The 4569-nt window shown below is 34.3% G+C and carries 3 protein-coding genes; all 3 read right to left on the bottom strand.

Features of this window, described 5'->3' with window-relative positions:
• Window positions 1–87: 87 nt before the first annotated feature.
• Entirely contained in the window at window positions 88–828 is a 741-nt protein-coding gene (locus AB1414_16090; GenBank protein MEW6608940.1) for an AAA family ATPase, read from the bottom strand.
• Between the two features lie 434 nt (window positions 829–1262).
• Entirely contained in the window at window positions 1263–2687 is a 1425-nt protein-coding gene (locus tag AB1414_16095) for a lamin tail domain-containing protein (protein MEW6608941.1), read from the bottom strand.
• Between the two features lie 111 nt (window positions 2688–2798).
• Window positions 2799–4271 (bottom strand): glycosyltransferase family 39 protein, encoded by a 1473-nt coding sequence (locus tag AB1414_16100; GenBank protein MEW6608942.1) that lies wholly within the window; start codon window positions 4269–4271, stop codon window positions 2799–2801.
• Between the last annotated feature and the right edge of the window lie 298 nt (window positions 4272–4569).

Genomic DNA, 4569 nt, shown 5'->3' on the forward strand with positions numbered 1-4569 from the left:
TTTAAAAATAATAAAATTTTTTTTAAAAATATTCGTATGCACGCTTTTAAGGTCTAAAACTTGCCTATCCCCTTGATTATTAAAAGGTTAGCACCATTTTATGGTCCATCTTTGAGGGGAAGTTCCGCTTTTAGTAAAGACAGGTAGTTTATAGGCTATCAGGAGGTCTTCTAATATCGTAAAATAGTTTTCCACTACCTTACGCTCAATAGCACAATCACGGCTTATTGATGAAGTATTTAAAACAGATGCTTGTGAAAAACTCGCAGATTCCAGGAAGCGGTAAAATGCACCTAAGTTTCTTGTTAATCCTTCCTGCTGAACTTCTTCCTGCAGATAGGTTTTAACATAATTTTCCAGGTATCGTTTGGCATCAGATTCAGTATAGACACAAGGCAATTGTCCATATATTAAAGAGTGGTTTAGTTTGAAATCCTCACCTATTTCTGCGACTGTAAGGGGGTGGAGAGAATATCGCAATGCCCTGCCAGCAAGCAAATTCGGACCTTTTTTTCTTAATTTTCTGGCACTTGAGCCAGTCAAAATAAATTTATACCTGTATTTCTCAATCTGTCTGTGGATTTCATTTAGAAGTTCAGGAACCCGTTGGACTTCGTCTATAATAATCCAATCTTTAAAATTCCTGGGGATAAGATTCTCCAACCTCCCGGGATTGGCAAGGAGGTCATTAAATAACTCTGCTTCTAATAGATCTAAATAAATCGCACCAGCAAAGGTTGACTTAACCCAGGTCGTCTTTCCTGTCCCACGCGGACCAAATAAAAAGAAACTTTTATCTTCAGGTGGTTTTATTAATCTGGAATACATAGTTCCATTTTACATATATTTTTGGAATTGTCAAGAGGTTTTTACAATTAAATCAAGAACTCTCATTGACTTCTCCTGAAAATAGGAAGTAGAGAGTAGAGAGTAGAAAGTAAAGAAAACATCACTCCTCACGCCTATCTTTCTATCTCCCACCTCCTATCTCCTACCTACTATTTTCGTAACCGTTCAGCCACAGAGGCACAGAGTTCACAGAGAATTAGAGAAATTAGCTACATAAGGACACGAATTAACCTGTGACATTCGATAAATGTAGTGCGAACCTTTAGGTTCGCTTTCCTGCTTGCCAGAAGCGAGGCTAAAGCCTCGCACTACAAATCTTTTTATTATTCGTGTTCATTCGTGGTTATATATTCCCTCTGTGTTCTCTGTGACTCTGTGGCTATATCCCTGAATGGTTACCGATTACAATAGCCTTATAACCTCTTAGCTAAAATCAGCGTTACTTTATCAGAAGAAGCACCACCTTCTCCCACTGCCTCTAAATAGCAAATATAGACACCGATTGGTAGAATATCTCCCTCTTCATCTTGACCATTCCAGGTAATACTATAGTCTTCCTTTGGTATTTTATATTCTTGTTCGATTAATCTTTTAACTAATCTTCCTCGAATATCATAGATTCTGATGGAAACATAGCTGGATTTTGAGAGCGAGTAAATAAGGCTAAAGTTCTTTCCTTCTTCTGGACATAAGGTCTTATTTATTATCGTTACTATCCTGATTTCAGGAGGTTTTTCCGCAGATGAAATTATCTCATTGGGCAGACCTGACGTCGGAATAGAAACATACCAATCATTTTTAGAGTTGGTATCTGAAAGGGCATTTCTTGCTATTGACTGCCCGGCAGAGACTTTTGTGCTATCTATTGCCTCTCCTTGCCATTTCAAAGAGTTAATCAGCTCATTTCTATCTTTATCTTCATCTGCGGGTGGGGTATCATTTGCCCAACAAACTCCATCTATTATCTCATCGAGGAGATTAAAAAGAACCATCTGGTCAGTAGTTGAAGTGATGGATTCTTTATCCGTAAAGAGGTTTATCCGACCATTAATTCCATAGGTGTTATCTTGTCCTGCGAGCCCATAATGTAACAATAAAAACTCACCTGTTTTAATCGTGCAACTCCCAATTATCTTATCTTCATCACCATCTAAATCGTTAAAATAAACCCCTTTTATTTCGGCACCATTACCTTTATTCCCATCATCTACACAATAAACTTCAACCCAATCATTGCTCGTAGAAAACATTATCTCATTGATAAGTAACTTAACCCCTTGAATAGCAGGAACATCTAAATAAACACTATTTTGTTTTCCATGAGTCCCATAAGGGTAAGGGGTTTTAGAGGAATCCCAATAGAAGTCAGTATTTGAGCCCAATGGATAAATCTTTTCTAATGTCCGACCACTATTAACGGTGCCTGCTCCCCAATCATTATCATAACTTAATATATTGACAGGGGTTAAATTATCCTTTAAAGTTAAGGTATCTGTGTTATCATCTAACGAGAAATTCCCTAATTCAACTATATTTATTTGGTCCGGGTAACCATATTTATTAAATGTATCTTTATCTTCTATTAGCACTAAATAGTCATAGGATTTAATAGTTGTGGATGCAAGAATGATTTTATCCTTTGTGCCATCATTAAATATCCATTTAGAAATATCAATCTCCTCTTGTGTAGGATTATAAAGTTCTACCCATTCACCTTTAGAGTCTCCGACAAAAGAGGGGACATCAAACATTACTTCATTAATGATGACCGTATTTTGTCCCCACACTATCTCTATTTTTAAAAATACAAGGAGAATAATTATTACATTTCTCCACATAACCTCTCTCTATACACTCTAAAAATCGTAGATACTCCTCATCCGTAAGAAAGATTATTCTTCCTTCAATACCTACCGGTTACCAATAAAAAAGTCGGGGAAGAGCTGATATTAGTGCAACTTAGTATTACTTCTTAAGTCAAAGATGATGAAATTTCTCTTAGATGATTTGATAAATCTATAGTCATTACGCAAGAAATCCAGATTGTTGTATTTCATTAAAAAAGCATCTACATGAAATCGCTCAAAGGCAATTACTAAATATTTAGCTCCTTGTCTTCTATAGGTTTCAACAATTTGAGGATTAATATCAGAGAATTTAATATACCATCCTTTCCTCTTACAATAATATAGTAGCTCTGGACCGTGATGTGTATCGTAACTAACAATAATTAAGATGTCTTTTTCAACTAATTTATCTACTGATTTTCCTGCAAAATATATAGGACGAGACCAAAAATAAAAACTTTTAATAGCTTTATACGAAAACAAAGAGATGGATAAAAAAGCAATAGTAATAATAATCCAACCAATCACCTTTTCATACAGTAATTTTTTATTGATAAACAATATTAATGATTTTCCAATGAATATGGAAGCTACTGAGACTAACGGCAATTGATAATAATTATGTTCCATATTGCCTGCTGCCACAACAAAAAAGTAAATGATTATCCCTATAAGCCAAAAGTGGAAAAGAAACTCTTCTTTTTGTCTAACTTTTAAAATAATACCAAATAAAAATAAGCATAAACCTATGGGAGTTAACACCTCCCCTTTAAACCTATGAAACAATGTTATATAAAACTTCTTGTCTGTCCATATCTGAATATTTCCCCATTTATCCTGGCCGATATCCCAGATGCCAAAAGTAAGACTATATTCTTTGAATATTTGGTGAGCATGGTAATACCATAATATAGTGGGTAATAAAATTATACCTGCAAGTAACCACAATTTCCATTTTATAAATAAAGATTTGTTATATTTTATATAGGCTAAATATAGAATTGGTAATCCTAAATAAAGAGTAGGGATTTTGATTAATAGTGCCAAGATTCCACATAACCCAGTTAATAAGAAATTAGCCCATTTTTCATTATCTAACCATTGGCTAAAATAGTATATGAAGGCAATAGAGAAAAAGCTCATAGTTGATTCTGGCATAAATGTTCGACTATAATATATATTGAGTGGACAGATTGCAAAGAAGATAGTAGAGAAAAGGGCAGTTTTTATCCCTAAGTATTTTTTTGATAGTCGATAAATCAACCACATAGAGCCAACAGAGAAAAAAATAGCTAATAATCTACCTATCCATTCTTGAACACCAGTTATTTTATAAAGTAATGCCGCTATAAAAGGGAAGAGTTGAAATTCAGTCTCTACATAACCAGAAGAATTACCTCCCCAATCTATTTGAGGATAGAATATATTGAAATTATTATAGTAAAAGTTTCTGGCAATAGCTGCTGTATCTGTCTGGCGCCACCCAGCACGATCTAATAAAGGATTAGTAATATTTATTACTCGGAGTAATATACCTAATAAGATTATGACCATTAAACAAACTTTTACTCGCATGATTACTCTTTAACTGAACTGAACTGATAGGAATTTAACTGATAGGAATTTGCTTTCTGGACTGATAGGAATGGTTAATTTCAGAGACCATCTAATTTTCTTCATGTTCTTCGTGGTGAATAGTTACTCAAAACTTTACTTAGAATTAAATTTTCTACCAATATATCGTTCCTACGGAACTGATTGATTTGTCTATCTATTCCTACCGATATTATGTTCCTAACGGAACGATTATTCTCATGCCTTATTTATGGGTATTATCCTATGTAAACTTTCAGTTAATAACCGCTATAGTATC

Source organism: bacterium, from assembly GCA_040755795.1.
Taxonomy (GTDB): Bacteria; UBA9089; CG2-30-40-21; order CG2-30-40-21; family SBAY01; genus JBFLXS01.